The following is a 26,327-nucleotide window of genomic DNA, read 5'->3' on the forward strand; positions in this document are numbered from 1 at the left end:
CCATGATGTTGATTTTCAACAAAACGCGCTTGCCGGTTTTGCTGCTGATGCTGCTGGCCGGCACCGCCCAGGCGCAGGGACAGAAGGGCCAGAGCATGGAGGAGCGCCTGCGCGCCGAATTGCGCAATGTCACGGCGCAGCTGCAGCAGACGCGCGGCGAGCTGGAATTACTCAAAGCCAAGGGCGCACCAGTCGCCGCGCCCGCCAGCGATGGCTTGAAAAAGGAGCTGGCGCGCAGCCAGTCGCAACTGGCGCAGGAGCGCGCGCAACGGGAAAAACTGGCTGCCGAGCAACAGCGCGGCGCCGCCGCCGCGCAAGAGGCGTCCGCCAACCTGGCGCAATTGCGCCAGGCCAGCGAACAGCTGGCCGCGACGGGCAAGCAACTGGCGGCGGAGCGCGCGCGCCTCGACGGCGAAGTGACGGCCCAGCGGGGCGCCCTGGCGCGCTGCGAAAGCAAGAATGCCAAGCTGTATGCGACCGGGCAGGAAATCCTGCAAGCGTACGAGTCGCTGAATGTGCTGGACGTCATGAAGGCGCGCCAGCCGTTCGCCGCGCAAAGCAGAGTGAAACTCGAGCAAATCGCGCAGCAGTACGGCGACCAGCTGTACCAGGGCCGCTTTGATGCGCGTCAAACCAGTGACACACCGGCCGCTCCCGCGCCGGCCCCCCAATAATTTTACTTTTTGAACTGAATGGAATGACGATGGAACACACGAATATCGACTTGTTGACCACCCTGAATGCGGAACAAACGGCCGAGGCCATCAAGGCGGCCGGCTGTGCCGTGACCAGCATCGAACACGACGGCGTCGTGCGCCTGCATAGCGCCAGCCATGGCATCGGCTTTCAGGTGTTGTGGGGCAATGAAGCAGCGCCTGGCCAGTACGCGGACCTGACCCTGAGCTGCCCGCTGCGCGTGCAGGGCGGCGACTTGCCGGCCGGCTTGCTGGCCGAATGGCACCGCAGCAAGCGTTTCGCCCGCGTGGCCCAGCATGGCGATTTTGTCGTGCTGGAAATGGATGTGCTGGTCGCCGGTGGCGTCAGCCGCGAGTACCTGAATATCAATCTGCAACTGTGGACGCAGATGATGGGCCAGTTCTTCTTGTTTTTGCGCAACTTTACGCCGGCCGATACGAGCACCGCACCGGTGGTCGAGGCCGCCAGCGTGGCAGAAGAAGAAACTGTGCCGGCCTGACAAGCGGGCCAAAGGCGGTGAAAAAAGGCCCATGACGGGCCTTTTTTGCCGTCTGCGGGTCCCAAGTGTCGTATTAAATACTTATTTTTTAGGCATCGCGCATGAAAACTGCTCAAAGAGCGTGTGTGAATCAAGCCAGCAACGCCTGTATGGCGGATAATATTGCCTGTTGCCGATTTGGATACGACCTTTACACAAAAATGCGCCCCATGGATTTTACCCGCGACGAAACCAGTGAAACCCCAGTTGCCCCGGCCAGCGCGCCGGGAGCGCCTTTGCCGTATGCCGTCGCCACCTGGCTGCAGCGGGTGGAGGCTGCCGCCCATCCGAAGGCCGTGCTGACGATAGCCGAGCCCGATCCCAAACTCAACCAGCATCGTTTGATCTACGTGCTGGCGCCCACCAGCGGTGGCCGCCACGTGGCACTGTGCCTGTACAAGGCGCGGCTGCGGCCGAATGGCGACGTGGCCGCCGCTTCTCCCATCAGCGAAATCTTTTCCCTGCTGTCGGCGCCGCCCACGTTCCTGACGCCGGCCGACGAAGACCTCGTGCGTTTCTTCGTGGCCATGCGCAGCGGGCAGAATTCGCAGACGGGCAGCGCCACGGAGCCGAAGGGCAAGGTGGGCGCGGCCCTGCTGAAAATGCTGGCCGAGCAGGATAAATTATTGTGGGCCAATTCCTGGGCCGACGTCGGCAATGGTCTCGTGTATCCGTTGAAGGAAGGCCCCGTGCGTCCCGCGCGCCTGTTCTGGCGCGACGAAGGCAAGACCATGCGCCTGGGCTGGCAAGTGGACCCGCCGGAAGGCGCGAAGCACCATGGCGCCGACCAGATCGACTACATGCTGCCCACCGATCCGCCGTGGTACATCGACAATCTGTCGTGCGGCGTGCTGGAACTGAACCAAGGCGGCTCCGACATTTCCCTCGCCGATCTGCAGGCGCTGGTGGCGCAGGCGCCGCCGTTGAACGCGAACGACAAGGTGCGCGTGTCGCAACTGCTGCTGGCGCAGGGCTTGCAGCACTTGATGCCGCTGCCGCAACCGTTGCCGCAGCGCTTGCGCAAGGACGTGCCGGCGCAACCGGTCTTGCTGCTCGACAGCGCCATGCTGGCCGATGGCAGCGCGCAGCGCTGGAGCGACTTCGCCGTGCTGTCCTACGACTACGATGGCGAGCGCGTCTCGTTCGACCCGTCGCAGCGCGTCGTGCGGCAAGTGGGCGAGGTGACGGAAATTATCCAGAGAAACACGGTCGACGAGGCGCGCGCGCTGGCCACCTTGGCCGAGCTGCAATTCAAGAAGCCGGGCTCCGCCCCCTTGAGCGGCTTGAAGGGTGCGCTGCTGCTGCCTTCGCAGGCCGAATGGCTGCGTTTTGCCGAGTCCGGTATCGATGCCTTGCTGGAGCAGGGCTGGATCGTGGAAAAGACGGCCAAGTACCGCTACGACGTGAGCGACGTGGGCGACTGGTACGCGGAGATCGACGACCAGGACCCGGACAGCGGCAACGCCTGGTTCGAGCTGGAACTGGGCATCGTCGTCAACCATGAGCGCGTGTCGCTGCTGCCCGTGCTGGTGCAGCTGATCCGCAACGCGCCCAACGATTTCAACCCGAAAGTCATCGAAGCGCATGCGGACGATGACCAGATGCTGGCGACCTTGCCAGACGGCACGCGCGTGGCCCTGCCGTGGGGCCGGGTGCGCCCCATCCTCAACACCTTGGGGGAACTGTATTTCAGCGACAAGATCAAACATGCCGTGCGCATGTCGACCCTGGATGCGGCGCGCCTGGAAGAGCTGGCGCGCGGCCTGGAGATGCAGTGGACGGGCGGCGAGCAGCTGCGCGCCATGGGCCGCAAGCTGAGCCAGTTCGGCTCCGTGCAAAAAGTGGCGGCGCCAGCCGGCTTGCAGGCCACCCTGCGCGATTACCAGGCCGATGGCCTGGCGTGGATGCAATTCCTGCGCGACCACGACCTGGCGGGGATCCTGGCCGATGACATGGGCCTCGGCAAGACCGTGCAAACCCTGGCGCATATCCTGGTGGAAAAGGAAGCGGGACGCCTCACGCATCCGGCCCTGGTGATTGCACCGACGAGTTTGATGGGCAACTGGCAGGACGAGGCGGCCAAGTTCGCGCCCAGCCTGAAAGTGCTGCTGCTGCAAGGCAAGGACCGCGCCCAGCAATTCGACCAGATCGACCAGTGCGACCTGGTGCTGACGACGTATGCGCTGCTGCCGCGCGACGAGGAAACCTTGCGCGAGCACGATTTCCACCTCGTCATCCTCGACGAATCGCACTACATCAAGAATACGCGCAGCAAGGCGGCGCAAAGCGCGGGCCTGCTGCGCGCGCGCCACCGCCTGTGCCTGTCCGGCACCCCGCTGGAAAATCACCTGGGCGAGCTGTGGTCGCAATTCCACTTCCTGCTACCGGGCTTGCTTGGCGACGAAAAGACGTTCAACACCCAGTTCCGCCATCCGATCGAGCGCCAGGACGACCCGCTGCGCCGCATGCTCTTGAACCGCCGCATCAAGCCTTTCCTGCTGCGCCGCACGAAGGACAATGTGGCCAAGGAATTGCCGCCGAAAACGGAAATGGTGCGCAAGGTGGAATTGACGGGGCCGCAGCGCGACCTGTATGAAACCGTGCGCCTGGCGATGGATCAAAAAGTACGCGAAGAAATCGACAAGAAGGGCGTGGCGCGCAGCCAGATCGTCATCCTCGAAGCGCTGCTGAAACTGCGCCAGGTGTGTTGCGACCCGCGCCTCGTGAAATCCTTGCCGGCGAAGAAGCAGTCGGCCGGTTCGGCCAAGCTGCTCGACCTGATGCAGATGGTGGAAGACTTGCTCGACGAAGGGCGCAAGATTCTCGTCTTCTCGCAATTTACCAGCATGCTGGAATTGATCGAGGAAGAGCTGGAGTCGCGCGACATCCCATATGCCTTGCTGACGGGCGAAACGAAGGACCGCGGCGCGCAAGTGGCAGCCTTCCAGCAGGGCGCCGTGCCGATCTTCCTGATCAGCCTGAAGGCGGGCGGCGTGGGCCTGAACCTGACGGCGGCCGACACAGTCATCCACTACGACCCGTGGTGGAACCCTGCGGCGGAAAACCAGGCCACGGACCGCGCCTGGCGCATCGGCCAGGACAAGCCCGTGTTCGTCTACAAATTGATCGCGAAGGGCACGCTGGAAGAAAAAATCCAGCTGCTGCAGCAAAAGAAATCGGAGCTGGCGCAATCGATCCTGGCGGAAGGCGAATCGCAAAAGATGGCCCTCACGCAGGAAGACTTGCAGCAGATTTTCGCTCCGCTGGAAGATTGACGCTGCCGCGCGCTTATACTTGGCGATTCTTTCTCGCCAGGTATAACGCATGCTGCCCTTTCTCCTCCTGCTGCTTGCCGGCGTCATCCTCATGGCGCTGCGTTTCGTCCAGTTGCGCCGCGCCCTGCTGCGCGCGCGGGCGGGCGAAGCGCAATTCCGCCTGCTGGCCGAGCATGGCCGCGACGCGGCCTTCCTGCTCGACGCCACCACCCTCGAATTGCTCTACATCAGCCCTGCCGCGCAGCGCCTGACGGGCCACGATCTGGCCGCCTTGCGCGCGCATGCGGCGCAACTGGCGGCGGACGTGCCGGCCCGGCTGCAGCGCTGGCGTGACGGCGACGCCAGCCGCTTGACCCTGTTGCGCGAAGTGGAGCTGGCGCATGCCGACGGCCGCCTGCTGGCGCTGGAAATCCATTCCACCATCGTGCCCGCCGCGGCGGGACGGGGTATCACCGTGGCGGGCACGGTGCGCGACGTCAGCGCCGCCCACGCGCAGGAAGCGGAGCGGGAAAAGGAGCAGAAGCGCTTCGCCTCGATGCTGTCGCATGAATTCCGCACGCCGCTGGCCACCATCGACGGCGCCATCCAGCGTCTCGTCTCGACGTCCACCGAGGCGGACGAGGCCACGCGCAAGCGCTACGTGAAAATCCAGACGGCCGTCGACCGCCTGTTGGGCATGATCGACGATTACCTGTCGCCCGAGCGCATGGCGGCCATCGGCCGGGAGCGGGCCGCCGACGGCATCGCGCCGCTGGCCTTGCTGCAGCAGGCGGCCGCCACCGTGCCGGACAGCCACCGCGTGCAGCTGGAGCTGGACGAGGACTTGCCGGCCCGGCTGCGCTGCGACGTGCCCGGCATGGCCCTGTGCCTGAAAATCCTGCTGGACAACGCCGTCAAGTTCAGCCCGCCGGGCAGTCCCATCACCGTGTCGGCCAGGCTGGTGCCCGAGGGCGGCGTGGCGCTGTGCGTGCGCGATGCGGGGCCCGGCTTGCGGGAGGACGAAGTGGCGCAATTGTTCGGTAAAGGTTTCCGTGGAAGCTATGCCACGCATCCGGGCGCGGGCCTGGGCCTGTACATGGCGCGCGCCGTGGTGGACGTGCATGGCGGGAGTTTGCAGGGGCATAATCTGCCCGAAGGCGGGGCGCTTTTCCGCATTTGGCTGCCGCTTCCTGGCTAGACTAGAAAAAAGTTGCTTCCGCTGAAGGCAACCGTGATAATTCCTTGACGTAAACCTATTGTGCCGTCCATCATGGTGCAGAAGTGAATGGCATGGTTTGCCCACGGTAGCTCACTAACGGAAGAATGGCGTTGCAATGACGAAAATACTGATCGTCGAAGACAATCTGGACTACGCCGAAGACATGGCGGAGTTTCTCGTTGAGCTCGAACACGAAGTTCATATCACCAGCTCCGCTGGCGGGATGTGGACGGCGTTGAGCCATGGCAATGTTGGCGTGGTCGTGCTGGACCTGGGCCTGCCCGATGAGGACGGCTTCAACGTCATCCCCCGCATGCGCCAGCTGTATCCGCAAATTGGCGTGCTGGTGCTGACGGGGCGCGTCGCCTTCGACAGCCGCATCCTCGGTTTGCGCCTGGGCGCCGACCACTATCTGACCAAGCCGATCAAATTCCCCGAACTGGCCGCCCACATCGAGGCGCTCGACCGCCGCGTCGGGCCGCAAGACCCCGTGCCCGAGCCGGGCAAATGGACCTTGAAAGTGAGCGCTCGCCAACTTGAATTGATGGGGGCCGTCATCGCCCTGACGGAAAAGGAATTCAACTTCCTGCACCTGCTCACCATCAACACCCGCCCCGTGCCGCGCGACGTCATCGTGGCCGGCATGGGCGGCGAAGACCCCGATGCGGGCCGCCGGGTCGACATGCTCGTGTATCGCCTGCGCAAGAAAGCCAAGACGGGCCTGGGCCAGGACTTGCCGCTGCGCAGTGCGTATGGCGAGGGTTACAGCCTGTCGGCCAGTTTCAACCTGTCCTGATACCCGGCGCCAGCCACCCGCACACGGGTGGTTGCATAAAAAGGGACAGAGTCAACCGCTTTTTTTACGATTTCAAATAAAACGGGGTCAGAGTCGTTTCTTGCGCGCGCAAGTGTGTAAAATCAAGGCCTTAGCCTTCTTTTGACCGATTCTGCCATGGCCCGTCTGCCCCGTCTCATTATCCCTGCACTGCCCCATTACGTGATCCAGCGCGGCAGCAACCGCCAGCCCGTGTTCCAGGATGCGGCCGACTACGCGCAATGCTTGTCCTGGCTGAAAACGGGCGCGAAAATGTTCAAGGTGGCCATCCACGCCTATGTTTTGTTGCCGGATCAGCTACATTTATTGGCCACGCCGGCCGATGCGACGGGCCTGGGGCAGCTGATGCAGTGGCTGGGGCGCTATTACGTGCCGTATTTCAACCAGAAATACGGCCGCGAAGGTGCCTTGTGGCAGGGACGCTACAAAACTTCCGTCATCGATCCCGACAATTTCTTCCTCACCTGCTGCCGCTATCTGGAGTGCGTGCCCGTGCAAACGGGCCTGGCGGGCCAGGCGCTCGATTACAGCTGGTCCAGCTATGCCCACCATGCCGGCGTGCGGCCCGATCCCGTCATCACCGACCATGCGCTGTACTGGGCGCTGGGCAACACGCCGTTCGACCGCGAGGCGGCGTATCTGCGCCTGTTCGAGCAAGGCCTGGGCAGCAGCCAGGTGAAGGTGGTGGAACAGGCCGTGTTGAAGGGCTGGCCGCTGGGTTCCGACGCGTTCAAGCAGGCGCTGGAGCAGAAAATGCAGCGGCAAGTGCTGCCTGCCAAGCGGGGCCGTCCCCGCAAAATCGTCGCCGCAGCGGACGCCGTGAAAAGTATTGGCAGCTAAAACAAAAAATGGTTCCTTTCCGCGCCTTTATTGAAATCGTGTCGACTATGTCCCTATTAAATTTTTAGAGCGACAGAATTGAATTTAATTCGACTCCGACCCTAATTGTTCTAGTTGAGTTTTTTGTTGCGTTGCACTACTCTAGTTTTTCGATAGTCATATGCAGCGGAGAAGCCCATGAAAGCGCAAGGCCTGTACGACCCAGCCAATGAACACGATGCCTGCGGCGTCGGTTTCGTCGCCCATATCAAGGGCAACAAGACCCATTCGATCGTCGAACAGGGTTTGCTGATTCTGAAAAACCTCGATCACCGGGGCGCCGTGGGCGCCGATGCGCTGATGGGCGATGGCGCCGGCATCCTGATCCAGATTCCCGACCAGTACTACCGCGAAGAAATGGCCAAGCAGGGCGTGGAATTGCCGCCGCCTGGCGAATACGGCGTGGGCATGGTCTTCCTGCCGAAGGAACACGCGTCGCGCATCGCCTGCGAACAGGAAATCGAACGCGCCGTGCGCATCGAGGGCCAGGTCGTGCTGGGCTGGCGCAACGTGCCCATCGATACGGATATGCCGATGTCGCCCACCGTGCGCGCCAAGGAACCGGTGATCCGCCAGATCTTCATCGGCCGCGGCCCGGACATCATGGTCACCGACGCGCTCGAGCGCAAACTGTATGTGATCCGCAAATCGTCGGGCCACGCCATCCAGGCCTTGAAACTGCTGCACGGCAAGGAATTCTTCGTGCCGTCGATGTCGGCCCGTACCATCGTCTATAAAGGCTTGCTGCTGGCCGACCAAGTGGGCGTGTACTACAAGGACTTGCAGGACGCGCGCTGCATCTCGGCCCTGGCCCTGGTGCACCAGCGTTTCTCGACGAATACCTTCCCCGAATGGCCGCTGGCCCACCCGTACCGCCTGATCGCCCACAACGGCGAGATCAACACGGTGAAAGGCAACTTCAACTGGATGCGCGCGCGCGAAGGCGTGATGAAGTCGGCCGTGCTGGGCGACGACCTGCAAAAGCTGTTCCCCTTGATCTATGAAGGCCAGTCCGACACGGCGTGCTTCGACAATGCGCTGGAACTGCTGTTGATGGCCGGCTACCCGATCGCCCAGGCGATGATGATGATGATTCCGGAAGCGTGGGAAAACCACACGACGATGGATGACAACCGCCGCGCCTTCTATGAATACCACGCGGCCATGATGGAACCGTGGGACGGCCCCGCCGCCATGGCGTTCACGGACGGTCGCCACATCGGCGGCACCCTGGACCGCAACGGCTTGCGTCCGGCCCGCTACATCGTCACGGACGACGACCTGGTGGTGATGGCGTCGGAATCGGGCGTGCTGCCTATTCCCGAGTCGAAGATCATCCAGAAATGGCGCTTGCAGCCTGGCAAGATGTTCCTGATCGACCTGGAAGCGGGCCGCATCATCGACGACCAGGAACTCAAAAACACCTACGCCAACGCCAAGCCCTATAAAGCGTGGATCAACTCGGTGCGCATCAAGCTCGACGAGATCAAGCTGGCCGAAGGGCAAGCCAAGCAGGACCGCGCCCAGGGCGAAAAAGCCCAGCCATCGTTGCTGGACCGCCAGCAGGCGTTCGGCTATACGCAGGAAGACTTGAAATTCCTCATGGCGCCGATGGCGCTGGCCGGCGAAGAGGCGACGGGCTCGATGGGCAATGACTCGCCGCTGGCCGTCATGTCGAACAAATTGAAGCCGCTGTATAACTACTTCAAGCAATTGTTCGCGCAAGTGACGAATCCGCCGATCGACCCGATCCGCGAAGCGATGGTGATGTCGCTGGTGTCCTTCATCGGCCCGAAACCGAACTTGCTGGACACGAATAACGTGAATCCGCCGATGCGCCTGGAAGTGGCGCAGCCCGTGCTGGGCTTTGACGACATGGCGCGCCTGCGCAACATCAGCGCCCACACGGGCGGCAAGTTCAAGTCGTACGAACTGGACATCTGCTACCCGCTGGCCTGGGGCAAGGAAGGCGTGGAAGCGTGCCTGGCCTCGCTGTGCGCGGAAGCCGTCGACGCCGTCAAGTCTGGCCACAACATCCTGATCGTCTCGGACCGCGCCATCTGCGCCGACCAGGTGGCGATCCCCGCGCTGCTGGCCACGTCCACCGTGCACCAGCACCTGGTGAGCAAGGGCTTGCGCGCCTCCACCGGCCTCGTCGTGGAAACGGGCTCGGCCCGCGAAACGCACCACTTCGCCTTGCTGGCCGGCTATGGCGCGGAAGCCGTCCACCCCTACCTGGCCATGGAAACCCTGGCCGAGATGGCGCACGGCTTGCCGGGCGACCTGTCGGGCGAGAAAGCCATCTACAACTACACCAAGGCCGTGGGCAAGGGCTTGATGAAGGTCATGTCGAAGATGGGTATTTCGACGTATATGTCCTACTGCGGCGCGCAAATCTTCGAAGCCATCGGCTTGAACAAGTCGCTGGTGGACAAATATTTCAAGGGCACGGCTTCGAACGTGGAAGGCATCGGCGTGTTTGAGGTGGCGGAAGAGGCGCTGCGCCTGCACGCGCTGGCCTTCGGCAACGATCCCGTGCTGTCGGATAAGCTCGACGCGGGCGGCGAATACGCGTTCCGCGTGCGCGGCGAAGACCACATGTGGACGCCGGATGCGATTGCGAAGCTGCAGCATTCCACGCGCAGCAACAATTTCTCCAGTTATAAGGAGTACGCGCAAATCATCAACGACCAGAGCCGTCGTCACCTGACCCTGCGCGGCCTGTTCGAGTTCAAGCTCGACCCGACCAAGGCCATCCCGCTCGATGAAGTGGAACCGGCCAAGGAAATCGTCAAGCGCTTCGCCACGGGCGCCATGTCGCTCGGTTCCATCAGCACGGAAGCGCACGCAACGCTTGCGGTCGCCATGAACCGCATCGGCGGCAAGTCGAACACGGGCGAGGGCGGCGAAGATCCGAACCGCTACACGCAGGAATTGAAGGGCATCCCGATCCGCCAGGGCGATACCATGGCGTCCGTCGTGGGCAGCGAGCAGATCGTCGTCGATATTCCGCTGCAGGAAGGCGATTCCATGCGCTCGCGCATCAAGCAGGTGGCGTCGGGACGTTTCGGCGTCACGGCCGCCTACCTGAATTCGGCCGACCAGATCCAGATCAAGATGGCGCAGGGCGCGAAACCGGGCGAAGGCGGTCAGTTGCCGGGCCATAAGGTGTCCGAATACATCGCCAGCCTGCGCTTTTCCGTGCCGGGCGTGGGCTTGATTTCGCCGCCGCCGCACCACGACATCTACTCGATCGAAGATCTGGCACAGCTGATCCATGACTTGAAGAACGCCAATCCGCGCGCGTCGATCTCCGTGAAACTGGTGTCGGAAGTGGGCATCGGCACGGTCGCCGCCGGCGTCACCAAGGCGAAAGCCGACCACGTGGTCGTCGCCGGCCATGACGGCGGCACGGGCGCCTCCCCATTGTCGTCCGTGAAACATGCGGGCACGCCGTGGGAGCTGGGTCTGGCCGAAACGCAACAAACGCTGGTCTTGAATGGCTTGCGCAGCCGCATCCGCGTGCAGGCCGACGGCCAGATGAAGACGGGCCGCGACGTGGTCATCGCCGCCCTGCTTGGCGCCGACGAGATCGGTTTCGCCACGGCGCCGCTGGTGGTGGAAGGCTGCATCATGATGCGCAAATGCCACTTGAATACGTGCCCGGTGGGCGTGGCCACGCAAGATCCGGTGCTGCGCGCCAAGTTCTCGGGCAAACCCGAGTATGTCGTCAACTACTTCTTCTTCGTTGCCGAGGAAGCCCGTCAATTGATGGCGCAGCTGGGCATCCGCACGTACGACGAGCTGATCGGCCGTGTCGACTTGCTGGACAAATCGAAGGCGATTTCGCACTGGAAGGCGCAGGGACTGGACTTCTCGTCCATCTTCTACAAGCCGGAAACCCCGGATGGCCAAGCCTGCCGCCACGTGGAATTCCAGGACCATGCGCTGGAAAAGGCGCTCGACCACAAGCTGATCGCGCAAGCGCGCGCGGCGCTGGAAAAGGGCGAGCGCGTCTCCTTCATCTCGCCCGTGCGCAACCTGAACCGCACGGTCGGCACCATGCTGTCCGGCGAAGTGGCGAAGAAATACGGCCACGCCGGCTTGCCGGACGACACCATCCACATCCAGCTGCAAGGCACGGCGGGCCAGTCGGCCTGCGCCTTCCTGGCGCACGGCATCACGATCGACCTGGTGGGCGAAGGCAACGATTACGTGGGCAAGGGCTTGTCGGGCGGACGCATCATCGTGCGGCCGAATACGGAATTCCGTGGCTGGGCCGTGGACAACATCATCATCGGCAACACGGTGCTGTACGGCGCCATCGCCGGCGAAGCGTTCTTCAATGGCGTGGCCGGCGAACGCTTTGCCGTGCGCAACTCGGGCGCCACCACGGTGGTCGAGGGCCTGGGCGACCATGGCTGCGAATACATGACGGGCGGCACGGTGGTGGTCCTGGGCAACACGGGACGCAACTTCGCGGCCGGCATGTCGGGCGGCATCGCCTATGTATATGACCCGCTTGGTGACTTTGCCAGCAAGTGCAACACGGCCATGGTCAGCCTGGACAAGGTCGTGTCGGCGGCGGAACAGCATGTCGACCGCGACGCCTGGCATACGCAGCACCGCGACGGCGTGCCGGAAGCGGACGAGGTCATCCTCAAGCGCCTGATCGAGCGTCACTTCAAGCACACGGGCAGCACCCGCGCCCGCGTCCTGCTGGACGACTGGGCCGCGGCGCGCGGCAAGTTCGTGAAGGTCTTCCCGAACGAATACAAGCGCGCGCTGATCGAGATGGCAGCTGACGCCGCCATGGAAGTGCAAGCCGTCGCCGCCTGAGCCAGCCAAGCTCATTGCCAAATGAATGAGCAGGGAGCGGCCCGGCCGCTCCCCGCCAGCCAAATACAAAGGAAACATCGTGGGTAAAATTACCGGCTTCATGGAATTCAAGCGCCAGGACGAACACTATCTGGAGCCTGCCGCGCGTCTGAAGAACTACAAGGAATTCGTGCTGCACCTGTCGGACGCGCAAGCGACCGTGCAGGGCGCGCGCTGCATGGATTGCGGCATCCCCTTCTGCACCACGGGCTGTCCCGTGAACAACATCATTCCCGACTGGAATGACCTGGTGTACCGCGGCGCCTACCGCGAAGCGCTCGACATCTTGCATTCGACAAATAACTTCCCGGAATTTACGGGCCGCATCTGCCCGGCGCCGTGCGAATCGGCCTGCACCCTGGGCATCCACGAAGATCCGGTCGGCATCAAGTCGATCGAACATAAAATCATCGACATGGGCTGGGAGCACGGCTGGGTCACGCCGCAGCCGGCAAGCTTCAGCACGGGCAAGAAAGTGGCCATCGTCGGTTCCGGCCCCGCCGGCTTGGCGGCGGCGCAGCAGTTGGCGCGCGCCGGCCATGCCGTCACCGTGTTTGAAAAGAGCGACCGGGTCGGTGGTCTGCTGCGTTACGGCATTCCCGACTTCAAGATGGAAAAGTCGCACATCGACCTGCGCGTGAAACAGATGGAAGCCGAAGGCGTCGTGTTCCGCACCAGCGTGCTGGTCGGCAAGGATTTCCCTGCCCATGTCAACAACTGGGCCAAGGAAACCATTTTCCCGGAAGACCTGGAAAAGGAATTTGACGCCGTCATCATGGCCGGCGGCGCCGAGCAGCCGCGCGACTTGCCCGTGCCGGGCCGCGAATTGAAAGGCGTGCACTTCGCCATGGATTTCCTGCCACTGCAAAACAAGGTCAACGCGGGCGACAAGCTCAAGGACCAGATCAAGGCCACGGGCAAGCACGTGGTGGTGATCGGCGGCGGTGACACGGGTTCCGACTGCGTCGGCACCTCGAACCGCCATGGCGCCGCCTCGGTGGCCCAGTTCGAACTGATGCCGCAGCCGCCGGAACAGGAAAACAAGCCGCTGGTCTGGCCGTACTGGCCGACCAAGCTGCGCACCTCGTCCTCGCACGAGGAAGGCTGCGAGCGCGACTGGGCCGTGGCCACCAAGCGTTTCGAAGGCAAGGGCGGCAAGGTGGAAAAGCTGATCGCCTGCAGAGTCGAGTGGAAGGACGGCAAGATGAGCGAAGTGCCGAACTCGGAATTCGAGATGAAGGCGGACCTGGTCTTCCTGGCCATGGGTTTTGTTTCCCCTGTACAACAAGTGCTGCAAGCGTTCGGCGTCGATACGGATGCGCGCGGCAACGTCAAGGCGACAACGGATGGCGCCGGCTGCTACCAGACCTCGGTGGCCAAGGTGTTTGCGGCCGGCGACATGCGCCGTGGCCAGTCGCTGGTGGTGTGGGCCATCCGCGAAGGGCGCCAGTGCGCGCGCGCCGTCGATGAGTTCCTGATGGGGGCATCCCTGCTGCCGCGCTAATTAACGAGCAATTGTTCGTTTTTTTGCCAGGGCCACGGCGCGCAGCGCGACGTGGCCTTTGTTATTTTTGCCTGTCAAGTCAACAGCTGCGAAGGCGATCGGGCAGGGACGCGATGGGGTGGTCAAATTTCCACTACAATATCTGACTTTCGATTCATTAGTGTTGTATTCTTCCCCTTTACGGGGCTGTCCCGAGGGGTGTCTCAGCAGAGGTTGGCGTTTCTGCACTACAATACGCCATTAAAATAGTGAGCTTCGTCGTGCCAAATCTTGTTGAGATCCGTGATTTACACTTTGCCTATGGAGAACGTTCGATTTTATCGGGCCTTCAAATGGATTTCCCACGTGGAAAAGTTGTGGCCGTCATGGGTGGCTCCGGCAGTGGCAAGACGACCGTACTGCGCCTGATCGGCGGCCAGTTGCGCCCCGGTTCCGGTTCCGTGAATGTCGACGGCCAGATCGTGCATACGCTGGGGACCGACGAGTTATATCAGCTGCGCCGCAAGATGGGCATGCTGTTCCAGCACGGCGCCTTGTTTACGGACTTGACGGCGTTCGAGAACGTGGCCTTCCCCCTGCGCGAACACACGGACTTGAATGAAGAGCTGATCCGCACCCTGGTGCTGATGAAGCTGCACGCCGTCGGCTTGCGCAATGCGGCGCAATTGAAGCCGGCCGAGATCTCGGGCGGCATGGGCCGCCGCGTCGCGCTGGCGCGCGCCATCGCGCTCGATCCCGAACTGATCATGTACGACGAGCCGTTCGCCGGCCTGGACCCGATTTCCATGGGCGTGACGGCCAATTTGATCCGCAATCTGAACGATGCGCTGGGCTCCACGTCTATCCTGGTATCGCACGATGTGAAGGAGTGTTTCGCCATCGCTGATTATGTCTATTTTCTGTCATCGGGCAAGATCGTGGCGCACGGCACGCCGGCCGAGATGGCCGTGTCGACGCATCCGTACGTCAAGCAATTCGTCAATGCCGAGGCCGATGGTCCGGTGCCGTTCCATTATCCGGGCAAGTCGCTGGCCGACGACCTGGGCTTGCACGCGGGAGCGGGCCGATGATCGCGCGTTTCCTGGCGTCGATCGGAGCATGGTTGCGCAATGCGGTACAAGACCTCGGCTTTGCCGTGCGCTCGTTTTTCATCATCATCGCCTCGTCGGGCGGCCTGTGGCGCCGTCCGCGCCTGGTGATCGAGCAACTGTTTTTTATCGGTAACCGCTCGCTGGTGATCACCGCCGTCTCCGGCCTGTTCGTCGGCATGGTGCTGGGGCTGCAAGGCTATTACACCCTGACCACGTATGGCGCCGAGCAGTCGCTGGGCTTGCTGGTGGCGCTGTCGCTGACGCGCGAACTGGGGCCCGTCGTCACGGCCCTGCTGTTCGCCGGCCGCGCCGGCACCTCGCTGACGGCGGAAATTGGCTTGATGAAGGCGGGCGAGCAATTGTCGGCCATGGAAATGATGGCGGTCAACCCGATCCAGCGCGTGCTGGCACCCCGTTTCTGGGCCGGCGTGATCGCCATGCCTATCCTGGGCGCCATCTTCACGGCCGTCGGCATCATCGGCAGCTATCTGGTCGGCGTGGTGCTGATCGGCGTCGATGAAGGCTCGTTCTGGTCGCAGATGCAAGGCGGCGTGGATGTCTGGAAAGAAGTGGGCAACGGCACCATCAAGAGCCTGGTGTTCGGCATCGCGGTGACCTTCATCGCGCTGTTCCAGGGGTACCAGGCACAGCCGACGCCGGAAGACGTGTCCGGCGCCACCACGCGCACGGTGGTCATTTCGTCGTTGATGGTGTGGTGGCTCGATTTCATGATGACGGCGTTGATGTTTAGCAAGTAATTGCCGATCAGCGACAAAACAGCGGGCCTGGGCAGGATGTTGCGCAGGCGGCAGCAAGTAAAAATTATTTAGGATTGTTTATGCAACGTAAATCTTTGGATGTCTGGGTCGGCTTGTTCGTCTTGCTGGGTGTGGCGGCATTGATGTTTCTGGCGCTCAAGGCCGGCAATATGAGCTCGCTGTCATTCAGCAAGACGTATACCATTACGGCCAAGTTCGACAATATTGGCGGCCTCAAGCCGCAGGCGCCCGTCAAGGGCGCTGGCGTGGTGGTGGGGCGCGTGGCGGAGATCCGGTTTGACGACAAGACTTACCAGGCATTGGTAAAACTCGACATCGAAGATGGCTACAAATTTCCGAAAGACAGCTCGGCCAAGATTTTGACGGCCGGTTTGCTGGGTGAGCAATATATCGGCCTGGAAGCAGGCGGCGATCTGGCGAACCTGGCAGAGGGCGACAAGATCGCCCGTACTCAATCGGCCACAGTGCTGGAAGACCTGATCAATCAGTTCATCTACAGCAAGGCAGCGGAAGGAAAGGACAGCAAATGAGCGAGTCGATCAAGCAATCCCAAGGCAGTCTGGTACGTATCAGCCTGGCCCTGGCCATCGCCGCCAGCGTGAGCGCTTGCGCCACCGGCACCAATCCGCGCGACCCGCTGGAAGGGTACAACCGCGCCATGTTCAAGTTCAACGACACCGTCGACCAGGTCGCCCTGAAGCCGGTCGCCACGGCCTACAAGACCGTCACGCCATCGTTCGTGCAAACAGGCGTGGGCAACTTCTTCGGCAACTTGTCCGACGTGTGGAGCGCCGTGAACAATTTGCTGCAAGGCAAGGGTGAAGCGGGCTTGCAAGACGTCGTGCGCGTCAGCATGAACTCGACCTTCGGCATCTTTGGCCTGATCGACATCGCGTCGCAGGCGGGCATTCCCAAGCATAGCGAAGACTTTGGCCAGACCCTGGGCTGGTATGGCGTCCAGCCTGGTCCCTACGTGATGTTGCCGCTGCTGGGCCCATCGACCGTGCGCGACACGGTGGCCCTGCCGCTCGATATCACGGGCGACCCATGGCGCTACAAGGACCCTGTCTCGGTGCGCAATATCGGCACGGTGACGCGCGTGGTCGACAAGCGCGCCGCGCTGCTCGACGCGACCAACCTGATGGAAGCGGCCGCGCTGGACCGTTATGAATTCATCCGCGACGGCTTCCTGCAGGCGCGCGAAAGCAAGGTGTTCGATGGCGATACGGACCGCCGCGACCGCAAAGTGCCAAAAAACGACAGCAGCGATTATGAGCCGGAGTACGAGGCAAAACCGCAAGCCGTCCCAGCGGAAACGCCGCCTGCGACGGCCGCGGCCGAAGTGGCCCCGGCTGACCTCGTAACATCTGGTAGCAATACCGTGGCTTCCCAGGCAAAGCCTCAGGAGTAAACTGCGGTACAGAAACACCACGGCTGCGATCAACGCCAGCCGGTGCATAGCAACACCATGAAAGGTAGAACCATGAAATTGATGAAACAACTGCTGGCGATGGCCACCATCGCCTTTGCCACCGCCGCCCAGGCCGCCCCCGCCGTGGAAGCGCCGGACGTCCTGGTCAAACGCATCAGCCAGGACGTGATCGACACGGCCAAGAACGACAAGGCCATCCAGGCTGGCGATATCAAGCGCGTCACCGAATTGGTGGAAAGCAAGATCTTGCCCTACGTGGATTTCCAGCGCATGACGGCCCTGGCCGCCGGCCGCTTCTGGCGCGACGCCACGCCGGACCAGCAAAAGCAGCTGGCCGCGGAATTCCGCACCCTGCTGATCTACACGTATTCGGGCGCCCTGTCGCAGATCAAGAACGAAACCGTGGAATTCAAGCCGCTGCGCGCCGACCCTAGCGACATGGAAGTGGAAGTGCGCTCGCAGGTGAACGTGGCGCGCGGCGAACCCGTGCCCCTGAACTACCGCGTGGCGAAAACCCCGTCCGGCTGGAAGATCTATGACATCAACGTGCTGGGCGCGTGGCTGGTGGAAACGTACAAAAGCAGCTTTGCCAGCGAGATCAGCAAGGGCGGCATCGATGGCCTGATCAAGACCCTGGCCGCGAAAAACAAGGCCCTGGCCAGCCGTCCCGTCGCCAAAGCCAAATAATCGGCTATCATATAGCTCCAGACCAGCGCAGCCCGACGCCATGCCCGACTCTCTCGACACCTTGCAGTCCCTGACTTCCCTGACCGTGCACAATGCCACTTCGGCATTGGAGCAGGGTCTGGACGCCATCCGCTCGGGTCAGACCAAGTTCGACCTGCGCAACGTCAAGGCCGTCGATTCGGCGGCCGTCTCCGTCATGCTGACGTGGCAGCGCGCCGCGCAGGATGCCGGCGCCGTGCTGGAGCTGAAAAACCTGCCGAACAACCTGAAAAACCTCACCAAGCTGTATGGCGTCTGCTCGCTCGTGTCGAGCACCCTGAGCGCCGACGACTGCGCCAGCGCCGGCGGCCACGCCGAACGCAGCCCGTCCGACCTGCATCATCATTGATCCTGTCCCACTCCCCGCATCAGCAGTAGCTTTCAAGCCGGCAGGCCAGCAGCGCCGCCGGATTGATCTCCAAGTGTTCCACGAAGTTTCCAACTATAATTGACTGTTGCGCCGTCCTCGCCTGAAGGCGGCGCCCTGCACCGGCCTGCCGGCCTGGATGTCCCCGGCAACTGGCGCATCACACCAGACGCATTACACTTGAAACAAGCACATGACCGCAATTCAAATCACGAATGTAGAAAAGAGCTATAAATCGCTCAAGGCGCTGGGCGGCGTGTCGCTGGCCATCGAGGAAGGCGAGTTCTTCGGCCTGCTCGGCCCGAACGGCGCCGGCAAGACGACCCTCATTTCCATCATCGCCGGCCTGATACGCCCCGACGCGGGCAGCGTCAAGATCCACGGCCACGACGTGGTCACGGACTTCCGCAATGCGCGCCGCAACCTGGGCGTGGTGCCGCAGGAACTGGTGTTCGATCCGTTTTTCACCGTGCGCGAAACCCTGCGTTTGCAATCCGGTTACTTTGGCCTGCCGAACAACGACAAGTGGATCGACGAGGTCATGGAAAACCTCGACTTGACCGGCAAGGCCGACACGAATATGCGCGCCCTGTCCGGCGGCATGAAGCGCCGCGTGCTCGTGGCCCAGGCGCTGGTGCACAAGCCGCCCGTCATCGTGCTCGATGAGCCGACCGCCGGCGTCGACGTGGAACTGCGCCAGACCCTGTGGAAGTTCATCTCGCGCCTGAACCGCGAAGGCGGCCACACGGTCGTGCTGACCACCCACTACCTGGAAGAGGCACAAGCCATGTGCCAGCGCGTGGCCATGCTGAAAACCGGCAAGGTGGTGGCGCTCGACACCATGTCGGCGCTGATCCGCCGCATCGCCGGTTCACAGCTGCAGCTGCACCTCAAGAATGGCAGCCTGCCGGCCGACCTGCAGCACCTGGTGCTGCACCCGGAAGAGCAGCAGGCGCCGAACAAGTTCAGCCTGCGCGTCAACGAATACAGCGAAGTCGAGAAAATCCTCGCCCGCCTGCGCGAAGCGGGCGTCGAAATCGATGAAATGCAATTGCAACAAGCCGACCTGGAAGATATCTTCTTGCAGATCATGGATAAAGGTACCGTATGATTTCGACAGGATTTCGCACCCTCGTCTACAAAGAGACGCTGCGCTTCTGGAAAGTGGCGACGCAAACCGTGGCCGCGCCCGTGCTCACGTCGATGCTGTACCTGCTGGTGTTTGGCCATGTGTTGGATGGCCGCGTGGAGCCGAGCCCCGGCGTCAGCTACACGGCCTTTCTGATTCCCGGCCTGGTGATGATGAGCGTGCTGCAAAACGCCTTCGCCAATTCCTCGTCCTCGCTGATCCAGTCCAAGATCACGGGCAACCTCGTGTTCGTGCTGCTCACGCCTCTGTCGCACTGGGAAATCTTCTCGGCGTATGTACTCGCTTCCGTCGCGCGCGGCCTGGCCGTGGGCTTTGGCGTGTTTGCCATCACGTGCTGGTTCGCCGACCTGTCGTTTGTCGCGCCGCTGTGGATCGTCGTCTTCGCCTTTTTGGGCGCCGCCATGCTGGGCACCATGGGCCTGATCGCCGGCATCTGGGCCGAGAAATTCGACCAGCTGGCCGCCTTCCAGAACTTCCTGATCATGCCGGCCACGTTCCTGTCGGGCGTGTTCTATTCGATCCACTCGCTGCCCGCCTTCTGGCAGACGGTATCGCACCTGAACCCGTTCTTTTACATGATCGACGGCTTCCGCTACGGCTTCTTCGGCGTGTCCGACGTCAGCCCGTGGCTCAGTCTTTCCATCGTCGCCGGCTTCCTCGTGATCCTGGCGCTGGCGTCGATCCGCTTGCTGAAAAGCGGCTATCGTTTGCGCCATTGATTACGGCACATCACATCACTACATTATTCAATATCAAGGACTTATCGTGACCACCACTCCAGAACTGATCCACGGCTATCTGTCGGCCGGCCTCGAATGCACGCACCTCGAAGTGGAGGGCGATGGCCAGCACTTCCAGGCCGTGATCGTCTCGCCCGCGTTTGCCGGCAAGCGCCTGATCGCCCGCCACCAGATCGTCTACGCGGCGCTGGGCGACCGCATGCGCGAAGAAATCCACGCGCTGTCGATGAAAACCCTGACACCCGAAGAATTCCAAGGATAAGCACATGGACAAGCTCCTCATCAACGGCGGCAACCGCCTGAACGGCGACATCGCCATCTCCGGCGCGAAAAACGCCGCCCTGCCCATCCTGTGCGCGGGTCTCTTGACCGCGGGCGACCTGGACCTGACCAACGTGCCGCACCTGCACGACGTGGCCACCATGTTGAAACTGCTGGGCCAGACGGGCCTGAAAGTGCAGCAGGACGGCGACCGCGTGGTTCTCAACGGCAGCGCCATCGACACCCTGGAAGCGCCGTATGAACTGGTGAAAACCATGCGCGCCTCGATCCTCGTGCTGGGCCCCATGCTGGCGCGCTTCGGCGAAGCCAAGGTCTCGCTGCCGGGCGGCTGCGCCATCGGTTCGCGCCCCGTCGACCAGCACATCAAGGGCCTCGAAGCGCTGGGCGCCGAGATCCGCATCGAAGCGGGCTACATCTACGCCAAGTGCGCCAAGCTCAAAGGCGCGCGCATCGTCACCGACATGATCACCGTCACCGGCACCGAGAATCTGCTGATGGCCGCGACCCTGGCCGAAGGCGAGACCATCCTGGAAAACGCCGCCTGCGAACCGGAAGTGACCGACCTGGCGCACCTGCTGGTGGCCATGGGCGCGAAGATCGACGGCATCGGCACCAGCCGCCTGGTGATCCAGGGCGTCGAGTCCTTGCACGGCGCCTCGCACGCGGTCATCGCCGACCGCATCGAAACGGGCACCTTCCTGTGCGCCGTGGCGGCCACCGGCGGCGATATCACCCTGCGCAACGTGCGCACCGATATCCTCGATGCGGCGCTCGACAAGCTGCGCGCCATGGGCCTGACGATGACCTTCGGCGCCGACTGGATCCGCGCCGAGATGTCGGCCCGTCCGAACCCCGTCAGCTTCCGCACCACGGAATACCCGGGCTTCCCGACCGACATGCAGGCGCAGTTCATGGCGGTGAACACCATCGCCAACGGCGCCAGCCGCGTCACCGAGACGATCTTCGAGAACCGCTTCATGCACGTGCAGGAAATGAACCGCCTGGGCGCCGACATCACCATCGAGGGCAACACGGCCATCATCGCCGGCGTCAAGCAGTTGCGCGGCGCGCCCGTGATGGCGACCGACCTGCGCGCTTCGGCGTCGCTGGTGATCGCGGCCCTGGCCGCCGACGGCGAAACCCTGATCGACCGCATCTATCACCTCGACCGCGGCTACGACCGCATGGAAGTGAAGTTGTCGGCCGTCGGCGCGAACATCGTGCGCATCAAGTAAAAACAAGAAAAGGAACGAGCATGAACGGATCGAACAACGGTGACAGCTCCCAGCTGATCCTGGCGCTCTCGAAAGGCCGCATTTTCGAGGACACCATGCCGCTGCTGGAAGCGGCCGGCATCAAGGTGCTGGAAAACCCGGAGACTTCGCGCAAGCTGATTTTGGCCACCAACGATCCGAACGTGCGCGTCATCATCGTGCGCGCCAGCGACGTGCCGACGTATGTGCAGTACGGCGCGGCCGACTTCGGCGTGGCGGGCAAGGATGTCTTGCTCGAACACGGCGGCGAGGGACTGTACCAGCCGATCGACCTGAATATCGCCGCCTGCCGCATGTCGGTGGCGGTGCAGGCCGGTTTTGACTACGAAAAGGCCGTGCACCAGGGCGCGCGCCTGCGCGTGGCGACCAAGTTCGTGCACACGGCGCGCGAGCATTTCGCCGCCAAGGGCGTGCACGTCGACCTGATCAAGCTGTATGGCTCGATGGAGCTGGCGCCCCTGGTCGGTCTGTCCGACGCCATCGTCGACCTGGTCAGCACGGGCAGCACCCTGCGCGCGAACAACCTCGTCGAGGTCGAGCACATCATGGAAATTTCGTCGCGCCTGGTGGTCAACCAGGCGGCACTAAAGCTCAAGCGCGAGCGCTTGCAGCCGATCATCGAGGCGTTTGAACGCGCCTCGCAAGCCTAGACACTCAGTAGCAGAAAGCCGATTATGCCGATACAGATACGCAAGCTCGATTCAAGCCAGGATGGTTTCCAACAATCGCTCGATACGCTGCTGGCGTTCGAGGCGGGCACCGATGCGGCGATTGAAACGTCGGTCGCGAAAATCCTGGCCGATGTGAAAACGCGCGGCGACGCCGCCGTACTGGAATACACCAACCGTTTCGACCGCATCCCGCATGGCGGCGCGGCGGAAATGGCGGCCTTCGATATTTCGCAAGCCGAATTGCAGGCGGCCCTGAACGGCTTGCCGTCGGCCCAGCGCGAGGCGCTGCAGATCGCCGCGCAGCGCATCCGCGCCTTCCACGAACGCCAGCGCGAAGAGCTGCGCGGCTTTAGCTACACCGAGCCCGATGGCACGGTGCTGGGCCAGAAGATCACGCCGCTGGACCGGGTCGGCATCTACGTCCCGGGCGGCAAGGCAGCGTATCCATCGTCCGTGCTGATGAACGCCATCCCCGCGCACGTGGCGGGCGTGGGCGAAATCATCATGGTGGTGCCGACGCCCGATGGCGTGAAAAACCAGATGGTGCTGGCCGCCGCCGCGATCGCCGGCGTGACGCGCGTGATCACCATCGGCGGCGCGCAAGCCGTCGGCGCGCTGGCCTACGGCACGCAGACGATCGCCGCCGTCGATAAAATCGTCGGTCCCGGCAACGCCTACGTGGCCGCCGCCAAGCGCCGCGTGTTCGGCATCGTCGGCATCGACATGATCGCCGGACCATCGGAAATCCTGGTGCTGTGCGACGGCACGACGGACCCCGACTGGGTCGCGATGGACCTGTTTTCGCAGGCCGAGCACGACGAGCTGGCGCAAGCGATCCTGCTGTGCCCCGACGCCGATTACATCGCCAAAGTGGAGGAGAGCATCGCCAGACTGCTGCCGACGATGCCGCGCCAGGCCACCATCAGCACGTCGCTGCAGGACCGCGGCGCGCTGGTCAAGGTGCGCAGCATGGCCGAAGCGTGCGAGATCGCCAACAGCATCGCCGCGGAACACCTGGAAATCTCGGCGGAGAACCCGCAGCAGTGGGCCGAGCAGATCCGCCATGCGGGCGCCATGTTCCTGGGCCGCTTCTCGTCCGAATCGCTGGGCGACTATTGCTGCGGTCCCAATCACGTGCTGCCGACCTCGCGCACGGCGCGTTTCTCGTCGCCGCTGGGCGTGTACGACTTCCAGAAGCGTTCGTCCATCATCCACGTCAGCGAAGCGGGCGCGCAAACCCTGGGCCGTGTCGCCGCCACCCTGGCGTATGGCGAAGGCTTGCAGGCGCACGCGCGCAGCGCCGAACTGCGTCTGAAGCCGCAGCCATGACGAATAGGGCGGAGCAGCCAGACTGGGTCAACCGGGTCTATTGCGAAGACGCGCTGGCGGGGCTGGCGCGCATTCCCGATGGTTCGGTGGACCTGATCCTGACGGATCCGCCGTACAACCTGGGCAAGGATTACGGCAACGCGTCGGACCAGCAGTCGGTGGCCGACTACCTGCGCTGGACGGAACAGTGGATCGATGCGGCGCTGCCCAAGCTCAAAGCCAACGGCAGCCTGTATATTTTCCTCACCTGGCGCTATTCGCCGGAGATCTTCGTCATGCTGAAACAGCGCATGGCGATGATGAATGAAATCATCTGGGACCGCCGCGTGCCGTCCATGGGCGGCAGCGTGCGCAGCTTTTCATCGGTGCACGACACCATCGGCTTCTTCGTCAAGCGCAAGGATTACTACTTCGACCTTGACGCGGTGCGCATCGCCTATGACGCGGCCACCAAGAAAGCCCGTTCGCGCTCGATCTTCATCGGCGCCAAATGGCTGGAAGTGGGCTACAACCCGAAAGACTTGTGGAGCGTGTCGCGCCTGCACAAGGAGCACCCGGAACGGGCCGACCACCCGACGCAAAAGCCGCTCGAGATCATCGAGCGCATGGTCAAGGCCTCGTGCCCGCCGGGCGGCGTGGTGCTCGACCTGTTCATGGGCAGCGGCACCACGGCGCTGGCGGCGAAGCGCTGCGGGCGTGATTTCGTCGGTTTTGAATTGAATCCCGATTACTGCGCCATCATCGAACAACGGCTGGCGGCCTTGACGCAGGAGCTGGCCGCGCCGGCCGCGACCAAGCCGGCCAGGGCGGCAGCGAGAAAACCGGCCGCCGTCAAGAAGCCGGCGGCGGCGAAAAAGCCGCCCGCCGTGAAAAAAGCACCGGCCCGCAAGGCGCGCAGCGCCGCCGTGCCGGAAGACGTCGTCATTTAGTCTCCATTTAATTTCATCAGGAGTGTTTGCAGCATGTCTTTCCTCGATCAGTTAATCAGCAACACCGTGCGCTCCGATGTGCGGGCAGTCAAGAGCTACCAGGTAGCCGATGCCAGCGGTTACATCAAACTCGATGCGATGGAAAATCCGTATCCGCTGCCGCCGCATCTGCGCGAGGAACTGGGCGCGCGCCTGGCCGGCGTGGCGCTGAACCGCTATCCGCCATCGTACGCCAGCCTGCAAAAAGCCATCTGCGCCAATCTGGGCGTGCCCGCCGACTACGACGTCATGCTGGGCAACGGCTCCGATGAACTCATTTCCATCCTGGCCATGGCTTGCGCCCGCCAAGAGCCGGGCCAGCGCGCCGTGTTGCTGGCGCCCGTGCCGGCCTTCGTCATGTATGCGCGCTCGGCGCAGTTCGCCGGCATGGATTTCGTCGGCGTGCCCTTGAACCCGGACTTCAGCCTGGACATGCCGGCCATGCTGGCGGCCATTGAAGAACACCGTCCGGCGCTGGTGTTCCTCGCGTATCCGAACAACCCGACGGGCAACCTGTTTGCCGGCGCCGACATCGAGCGCATCCTGGCCGCCCTGGGCGACTCGGGCATCGCTGTCGTCGACGAAGCGTATGAGCCGTTTGCGCAGCACAGTTTCATGGGCCGCCTGCCCGAGTTCGAGAACCTGGTGGTGATGCGCACCGTGTCGAAACTGGGCCTGGCCGGCATCCGCCTCGGCTACATGTCGGCCGCGCCGGCCCTGCTGGCGCAATTCGAGAAAGTGCGCCCGCCCTACAATGTGAATGTGCTGACGCAGGCGGCGGCCGAATTCGCGCTCGAGCACCTCGACGTGCTCAACGCCCAGGCTGCCTTGCTCAACAGCGCGCGCGACGACCTGGCGCGGCGCCTGGCGGAGCTGCCCGGCGTGACCGTGTTTCCCTCGAAGGCAAATTTTCTTCTGATTCGTGTGGCCGATTCCGACGATGTTTGCGCAAAACTGCTTGCCCGCAGGGTTTTAATTAAAAATATGAGTAAAATGCATGCTGCGCTGGCCAATTGCCTGCGCATCAGCGTCAGCACCCCGGAAGAGAATTCCCTTTTTTATGATGCCTTCAAGGCATCCCTCGTTTAGCCTATCGCCAGAGCCTCCCATGAACCGCACCGCAGAAATCACGCGCAACACCAATGAGACGCAAGTTCGCGTCGCCCTCAATCTGGATGGCACGGGCCAGCAAAAGCTGAACACCGGCGTGCCCTTCCTCGACCATATGCTGGACCAGATCGCCCGTCACGGCTTGATCGACCTGGATATCGAAGCGACGGGCGACGTGCATATCGACAACCACCATACGGTGGAAGACGTGGGCATCACGCTGGGCATGGCCGTGGCCAAGGCCATCGGCGACAAGAAGGGCATCCGCCGCTATGGCCACGCGTACGTGCCGCTGGACGAGGCGCTGTCGCGCGTGGTGCTCGATTTCTCGGGCCGCCCGGGCATCGAATACCACATCCCGTTTACGCGCGCCATGATCGCCGGCTTCGACGTCGACCTGACGCTGGAATTTTTCCGCGGCTTCGTCAACCACGCGGGCGTGACATTGCATATCGACAACTTGCGCGGCACGAATGCCCACCATCAGTGCGAAACCGTGTTCAAGGCCTTTGGCCGCGCGCTGCGCATGGCTGCCGAGCTCGACGAGCGCGCGGCCGGCATCATTCCATCGACCAAGGGCAGCCTGTAAGCGCCGCTCTCGCTAT

The 26,327-nt window shown here is 62.8% G+C and carries 23 protein-coding genes; all 23 read left to right on the forward strand.

Translation table 11 applies throughout. The features are described 5' to 3' along the window. Positions 1 to 5 precede the first annotated feature (5 nt). Positions 6 to 674, forward strand: a complete 669-nt coding sequence (locus GCN78_RS17215) for a hypothetical protein (RefSeq protein ID WP_152252783.1) — start codon at positions 6 to 8, stop codon at positions 672 to 674. A gap of 29 nt (positions 675 to 703) precedes the next feature. Then, positions 704 to 1,195: a YbjN domain-containing protein gene (locus GCN78_RS17220; RefSeq protein WP_226939683.1), complete on the forward strand. Its 492-nt coding sequence runs from the start codon at positions 704 to 706 to the stop codon at positions 1,193 to 1,195. Positions 1,196 to 1,404: 209 nt separating this feature from the next. Then, positions 1,405 to 4,509, forward strand: a complete 3,105-nt coding sequence (locus tag GCN78_RS17225; RefSeq protein ID WP_152252785.1) for a DEAD/DEAH box helicase — start codon at positions 1,405 to 1,407, stop codon at positions 4,507 to 4,509. A gap of 49 nt (positions 4,510 to 4,558) precedes the next feature. Beyond that, complete coding sequence (locus tag GCN78_RS17230; RefSeq protein WP_152252786.1) at positions 4,559 to 5,686, forward strand: PAS domain-containing sensor histidine kinase; 1,128 nt, start codon at positions 4,559 to 4,561, stop codon at positions 5,684 to 5,686. Positions 5,687 to 5,822: 136 nt separating this feature from the next. Further along, positions 5,823 to 6,503 (forward strand): response regulator transcription factor, encoded by a 681-nt coding sequence (locus GCN78_RS17235; protein ID WP_034753797.1) that lies wholly within the window; start codon positions 5,823 to 5,825, stop codon positions 6,501 to 6,503. Between the two features lie 156 nt (positions 6,504 to 6,659). After that, entirely contained in the window at positions 6,660 to 7,382 is a 723-nt protein-coding gene (locus GCN78_RS17240; RefSeq protein ID WP_152252787.1) for a transposase, read from the forward strand. Between the two features lie 177 nt (positions 7,383 to 7,559). Further along, a complete protein-coding gene (locus GCN78_RS17245; protein ID WP_152252788.1) occupies positions 7,560 to 12,260 on the forward strand; it encodes a glutamate synthase-related protein in 4,701 nt (1,566 codons plus the stop codon). 79 nt (positions 12,261 to 12,339) lie between these two features. Beyond that, positions 12,340 to 13,803 (forward strand): glutamate synthase subunit beta, encoded by a 1,464-nt coding sequence (locus GCN78_RS17250; RefSeq protein ID WP_070290321.1) that lies wholly within the window; start codon positions 12,340 to 12,342, stop codon positions 13,801 to 13,803. A 260-nt stretch (positions 13,804 to 14,063) separates the two neighbouring features. Next, positions 14,064 to 14,873, forward strand: coding sequence for an ABC transporter ATP-binding protein (locus tag GCN78_RS17255; RefSeq protein ID WP_152252789.1), 810 nt, complete (start codon positions 14,064 to 14,066; stop codon positions 14,871 to 14,873). Further along, positions 14,870 to 15,652 carry a lipid asymmetry maintenance ABC transporter permease subunit MlaE gene (mlaE, locus tag GCN78_RS17260; protein WP_152252790.1) on the forward strand — a complete coding sequence of 261 codons (783 nt, stop codon included), beginning with the start codon at positions 14,870 to 14,872 and terminating at the stop codon, positions 15,650 to 15,652. The genes GCN78_RS17255 and mlaE overlap by 4 nt, the downstream gene beginning before the upstream one ends. A gap of 80 nt (positions 15,653 to 15,732) precedes the next feature. After that, on the forward strand, positions 15,733 to 16,203 hold the full coding sequence (mlaD, locus tag GCN78_RS17265) for an outer membrane lipid asymmetry maintenance protein MlaD (RefSeq protein ID WP_070219660.1): 471 nt from the start codon (positions 15,733 to 15,735) through the stop codon (positions 16,201 to 16,203). Beyond that, positions 16,200 to 17,084, forward strand: a complete 885-nt coding sequence (locus GCN78_RS17270; protein WP_152252791.1) for an MlaA family lipoprotein — start codon at positions 16,200 to 16,202, stop codon at positions 17,082 to 17,084. The genes mlaD and GCN78_RS17270 overlap by 4 nt, the downstream gene beginning before the upstream one ends. A gap of 72 nt (positions 17,085 to 17,156) precedes the next feature. Continuing rightward, positions 17,157 to 17,792 (forward strand): MlaC/ttg2D family ABC transporter substrate-binding protein, encoded by a 636-nt coding sequence (locus GCN78_RS17275; protein ID WP_152252792.1) that lies wholly within the window; start codon positions 17,157 to 17,159, stop codon positions 17,790 to 17,792. Between the two features lie 40 nt (positions 17,793 to 17,832). Beyond that, positions 17,833 to 18,180: an STAS domain-containing protein gene (locus GCN78_RS17280; RefSeq protein ID WP_035823111.1), complete on the forward strand. Its 348-nt coding sequence runs from the start codon at positions 17,833 to 17,835 to the stop codon at positions 18,178 to 18,180. A 211-nt stretch (positions 18,181 to 18,391) separates the two neighbouring features. Then, positions 18,392 to 19,309, forward strand: a complete 918-nt coding sequence (locus GCN78_RS17285; RefSeq protein ID WP_152252793.1) for an ABC transporter ATP-binding protein — start codon at positions 18,392 to 18,394, stop codon at positions 19,307 to 19,309. Continuing rightward, a complete protein-coding gene (locus GCN78_RS17290) occupies positions 19,306 to 20,067 on the forward strand; it encodes an ABC transporter permease (RefSeq protein WP_034753822.1) in 762 nt (253 codons plus the stop codon). The genes GCN78_RS17285 and GCN78_RS17290 overlap by 4 nt, the downstream gene beginning before the upstream one ends. Positions 20,068 to 20,113: 46 nt before the next feature. Then, the gene (locus GCN78_RS17295) at positions 20,114 to 20,350 is read left to right on the forward strand and encodes a BolA family protein (RefSeq protein ID WP_010402134.1); all 237 of its coding nucleotides are present in this window, start codon (positions 20,114 to 20,116) and stop codon (positions 20,348 to 20,350) included. A 4-nt stretch (positions 20,351 to 20,354) separates the two neighbouring features. Then, the gene (gene murA / locus GCN78_RS17300; RefSeq protein WP_152252794.1) at positions 20,355 to 21,605 is read left to right on the forward strand and encodes a UDP-N-acetylglucosamine 1-carboxyvinyltransferase; all 1,251 of its coding nucleotides are present in this window, start codon (positions 20,355 to 20,357) and stop codon (positions 21,603 to 21,605) included. Between the two features lie 20 nt (positions 21,606 to 21,625). Then, on the forward strand, positions 21,626 to 22,294 hold the full coding sequence (gene hisG, locus GCN78_RS17305; RefSeq protein WP_034753828.1) for an ATP phosphoribosyltransferase: 669 nt from the start codon (positions 21,626 to 21,628) through the stop codon (positions 22,292 to 22,294). Between the two features lie 24 nt (positions 22,295 to 22,318). Next, positions 22,319 to 23,644, forward strand: a complete 1,326-nt coding sequence (gene hisD, locus GCN78_RS17310) for a histidinol dehydrogenase (RefSeq protein ID WP_152252795.1) — start codon at positions 22,319 to 22,321, stop codon at positions 23,642 to 23,644. After that, positions 23,641 to 24,573, forward strand: coding sequence for a DNA-methyltransferase (locus GCN78_RS17315; protein ID WP_152252796.1), 933 nt, complete (start codon positions 23,641 to 23,643; stop codon positions 24,571 to 24,573). Before hisD ends, GCN78_RS17315 begins: the two co-directional genes overlap by 4 nt. A 33-nt stretch (positions 24,574 to 24,606) precedes the next feature. After that, the gene (gene hisC, locus GCN78_RS17320) at positions 24,607 to 25,701 is read left to right on the forward strand and encodes a histidinol-phosphate transaminase (RefSeq protein WP_152252797.1); all 1,095 of its coding nucleotides are present in this window, start codon (positions 24,607 to 24,609) and stop codon (positions 25,699 to 25,701) included. 19 nt (positions 25,702 to 25,720) lie between these two features. Beyond that, positions 25,721 to 26,311, forward strand: a complete 591-nt coding sequence (hisB, locus tag GCN78_RS17325; RefSeq protein ID WP_010402123.1) for an imidazoleglycerol-phosphate dehydratase HisB — start codon at positions 25,721 to 25,723, stop codon at positions 26,309 to 26,311. Positions 26,312 to 26,327: the final 16 nt, after the last annotated feature.

Origin of the sequence: Janthinobacterium rivuli, assembly GCF_009208735.1 — a bacterium.
Lineage (GTDB): Bacteria > Pseudomonadota > Gammaproteobacteria > Burkholderiales > Burkholderiaceae_D > Janthinobacterium.